Origin of the sequence: Flavobacterium sp. F52 (assembly GCF_000278705.1) — a bacterium.
GTDB lineage: Bacteria > Bacteroidota > Bacteroidia > Flavobacteriales > Flavobacteriaceae > Flavobacterium > Flavobacterium anhuiense.
In genome coordinates this window covers 1-4,000 of sequence record NZ_AKZQ01000022.1, presented here as the reverse complement: position 1 = coordinate 4,000, position 4,000 = coordinate 1, and the positions used below count along the sequence as shown (strand labels likewise).

Below are 4,000 nucleotides of genomic sequence, written 5' to 3'. Positions count from 1 at the left end.
AGCTTTGCGAACTTAATATTTAAGATTCACTCATTTTTAAGTCATTAAAGCTTTGCGTTTCTTTGCGTAAATCTTAGCGCCCTTTGCGTTATAATTAAAAAAAATCTTAGCGCCCTTTGCGGTTAAATTCTCTCTTTCATTCTAAACAATTTTTACTACTTTTAAACGTTTTTAAAATAATACATTTCAAAATTTAGAATTTAAATGAGTTCCTCAATTTCTTCAGACCAAAAGAAATCATTGCTATTCACAACAGCTATTTATGCAGTAATAATTCTATTACTGTTATTTATACGTTTCTGGCCACCATATAATCCAGAAAACAATGTTGCTCTTGCTGATGGCGGAGGTGGCGGTGGAGGCGTAACCATAAATTTTGGAGACAGCGATTTAGGTTCTGGCGCCAATTATAAAAGCGAAGTTCTGGATGTAAAAAACAATGTAAAACAAGCGCCTGCAAAAGCAACTCCAGAAGAGGAATCGATAATTACACAAGAAAATACAACTGCAGATAATGACGTTGTAATTCCGACAAAAGAAAAGCCTAAAAAACCTGTTCCTGTTGAAAAACCGATACAAAAACCTGTACCGGAGAAACCAAAAGTTTCTAATTCGACAAACGATGCATTAGCCAGCATTATGAAGGGTTCGAACAAAGGTGGTGACGGAGACGATAAAGCAGCAGGAAATAAAGGAAAATCAAACGGAAGTCTAAACTCTAACGGTTACTATGGAAGTGGTGGTTCTGGGGGGGGAACTGGAGGCGGAAACGGAACTGGAAATGGTATTGGAACCGGAAGCGGTTATGGAGCTGGAAGCGGCGGCGGTTCTGGTGGAGGATCTGGATATTCATTAAATGGACGAAAAGCACTTTCTAAACCAGCACCTAAATACACTTGCAATGAACAAGGAAGAGTAGTTGTTGAAGTTACAGTTGATCAAAATGGAAAAACCATAAGCGCAACGCCAGGAGTAAAAGGAACAACAAATACAGCAAGCTGTTTATTAGAACAAGCTAAAATCGCAGCATTAAACACCAAATGGTCTGCCGATGCAAATGCCGCTGCAAAACAAGTTGGAAAAATTATTTATAATTTTAGTTTAGATTAATTAGAAAACACGAATTACACAAATTTACACTGTTATCATAGAAAAAGGCTTTCAGAAATCTGAAAGCCTTTTTTATTAAGTTTTATTTCGACACACTCACTTCGCCTCGTTTGTCATTTCGACGAAGGAGAAATCTTCGCGAGAAGCTCTACAAAGATTGGATATTCATTACGGAGTTACTTATGGAGATTTCTCCTTCGTCGAAATGACAAGATTGTGGCACATTCCTTATTGTGATTGCTTCGTTCCTCGCAATGACTACTTCGGACTTGTAGCAATTACAAACTTCAAATTGTTCTTCACCCCTATCTGTAAAACATCTACTAAGTCTTGAACTTGCAGATTAAACGGAATTCGAACTACAACGGTTTGTTCTTTATCTGTTCCTATTTTTGACATTAAACTCGTTTCTAGATTTTCAAAATCTACCTCCTGTTTGTCAATGTAGAACTTTTTATCTTCTGTAACCGATAAACTAATTAGCTGTTTATTGGTTTTTTCATTCGCTTTAGCTTTTGGCAAAGTCATCTTAATCACATTCGGATTTGCCAGTGTTGAAATAATTAAGAAAAACAACAGCAGGAAAAACATGATATCGCTCAAAGATGAAGTCGCAACTTCGGCGTGAAATCTTCTTTTTCTTTTAATAGACATGGCTTATGCTCTTTGAATTATATTGACAAATTCTAAAATCTGTTTCTGAATTTTTAAAGCAAAATTATCAATCTTTCCGTTCAATAAGTGGTATGCACTATAAGCAATAATCCCCACAATTAATCCAGAACCAGAACTGATCATTTTCTCGTATAAACCTCCAGAAATATTTCCGATACTGATATTTTCGGTAACCGAAATGCTATAGAAAATTTTGATAACCCCGGAAATTGTTCCGATGAAACCTAACGTTGGCGCAATACCTGCGATAAGTCCAAGATGGCCTAAATGCCTTTCCATTTCTCCAATTTCAATATCGGCAGCGCGGTCCATGTTGGCTTCAATCTCAGCAATTGGTCTTCCAATTACTAGAACACCTTCTTTCAAGATATTTCCAGCTGCAGTATTGTTTCTTTCTACAATTGTTCTTGCTAATTCAATATTTCCAGAATGTAATTTTTCACCAATATCTTGCATTAATCTGCTGTCAATTTTAGACGCTCGGCTAATGTACATATAACGTTCAAAAATCAGGTAGATCGTATAAAACAGCAACAACGCGATTGGAATTAAGAACACTCCCCCTTTCATGATGAAACCAAACATTGAAATTTCATTTTGCGGTGCCGCGATCTTTTCGACCACTACATTTGAAGCATTTGCGATTGTATCTGTTTGTAACTGAATAAAAGTAAACATATATTAATTCTGGTTTTTAATAATTAATTCTAAAAAATATTTGAAATTTGCAATAAAGATAATTTTCGCTGTAATATTAAACTACAAAAATCGAAATTTATTTCAATCAACAACCATTTTATCTAAACAAATGAACTATCAAGAGACTACCAATTGGATGTTTAATCAGCTTCCAATGTACCAATTGCAAGGTGCTTCTGCGTATAAAGAAGATTTAACGAATATCAAATTATTGGCAGCCCATCTTGATAATCCGCAGAATGAGCTAAAGTGCATTCATGTAGCAGGGACAAACGGAAAAGGTTCTACTTCGCACATGCTTTCTTCTGTTCTGCAAGAAGCAGGTTACAAAGTAGGTTTGTATACTTCTCCACACTTAAAAGATTTTAGAGAAAGAATTAAAATCAACGGTAAAGAAATCTCAGAAGATTTTGTTATTGAATTTATTGCAAAACATAAATCTTTTTTTGAAGCTAATGATATGAGTTTCTTCGAAATGTCAGTCGGATTGGCTTTTGATTATTTTGCTGCTGAAAAAGTTGATATTGCGATTATCGAAGTTGGTCTTGGCGGAAGACTAGATGCGACTAATATTATCACGCCTTTGGTTTCGGTAATTACCAATATTGGTTTAGATCATACACAATTTTTAGGAAATACACTGGAAGCGATTGCCGGCGAAAAAGCGGGAATTATTAAACCGAATATTCCTGTAGTTATTGGCGAATATACAGATGAAACTAAACCAGTTTTTTTGGCTAAAGCCGAAGAAAACAACGCACCGATTTATTTTGCTTCAGATTTAATTGACCAAATTTATTTATCTGATTTGATTGGAGATTATCAGTTTCACAACAAAAAAACGGTTCAGCAGACAATTTCGATTTTGAACAATGAAACCGATTTTAAAATTTCCGTAGAACAATTAAAAGAAGGTTTACTGAATGTTGTAAAAAATACGGGCTTACAAGGCAGATGGCAGCAATTGGGAGAAAATCCAAAAATAATCTGCGATACTGCTCACAACAAACACGGATTATCGGTTGTGATGAATCAGCTGAAAAACGAAAAATACGAGAAAATGCATATTGTTCTAGGAGTTGTAAATGATAAAGATTTGGATTCTATTTTGCCACTTTTTCCAAAAGAAGCGCAATATTATTTCTGCCATCCAGATTCGTCACGAGCTTTGCCAGCAGAAACTTTAAAAAATGCGGCTGAAAAATTCAGTTTAATTGGAGAAAAATACGATTCTGTTGAAATCGCTTTCGCGGAAGCAAAGAAAAATGCCTCAGAAAATGATTTTATTTACGTTGGCGGAAGCACTTTTGTTGTTGCCGAATTGCCTTTGAACTAAAATATACTTTTGATGTAGAAAAAACTTCAAAAAAATCATTTTAATAACAAATTCATAAACAAGAAGATATAAACTATTTTTAAAAAAGTTTTATTTTTTATTCGAATTTCTTTGCAGAACTCAAAAACTAGCGTATATTTGCACTCGCAATCACAAACGATAGCAACCTAGTAAAATAGG

Annotated in this window: 4 protein-coding genes; 2 read left to right on the top strand and 2 right to left on the bottom strand. The window is 34.8% G+C overall.

Annotated elements, in window-relative coordinates:
- Window positions 1-204 precede the first annotated feature (204 nt).
- Window positions 205-1,110, top strand: a complete 906-nt coding sequence (locus FF52_RS07160; RefSeq protein ID WP_008464193.1) for a hypothetical protein — start codon at window positions 205-207, stop codon at window positions 1,108-1,110.
- Between the two features lie 258 nt (window positions 1,111-1,368).
- Here FF52_RS07160 and FF52_RS07155 read toward each other — a convergent pair whose 3' ends face one another.
- Both FF52_RS07155 and FF52_RS07150 read right to left on the bottom strand, forming a co-directional pair.
- Window positions 1,369-1,764 carry an ExbD/TolR family protein gene (locus FF52_RS07155; RefSeq protein ID WP_008464192.1) on the bottom strand — a complete coding sequence of 132 codons (396 nt, stop codon included), beginning with the start codon at window positions 1,762-1,764 and terminating at the stop codon, window positions 1,369-1,371.
- A 3-nt stretch (window positions 1,765-1,767) separates the two neighbouring features.
- Window positions 1,768-2,463 (bottom strand): MotA/TolQ/ExbB proton channel family protein, encoded by a 696-nt coding sequence (locus FF52_RS07150; protein ID WP_008464191.1) that lies wholly within the window; start codon window positions 2,461-2,463, stop codon window positions 1,768-1,770.
- Window positions 2,464-2,593: 130 nt separating this feature from the next.
- Between FF52_RS07150 and FF52_RS07145 the strand changes: the two genes are divergently transcribed.
- Complete coding sequence (locus FF52_RS07145) at window positions 2,594-3,820, top strand: bifunctional folylpolyglutamate synthase/dihydrofolate synthase (protein WP_035691101.1); 1,227 nt, start codon at window positions 2,594-2,596, stop codon at window positions 3,818-3,820.
- Window positions 3,821-4,000 lie beyond the last annotated feature (180 nt).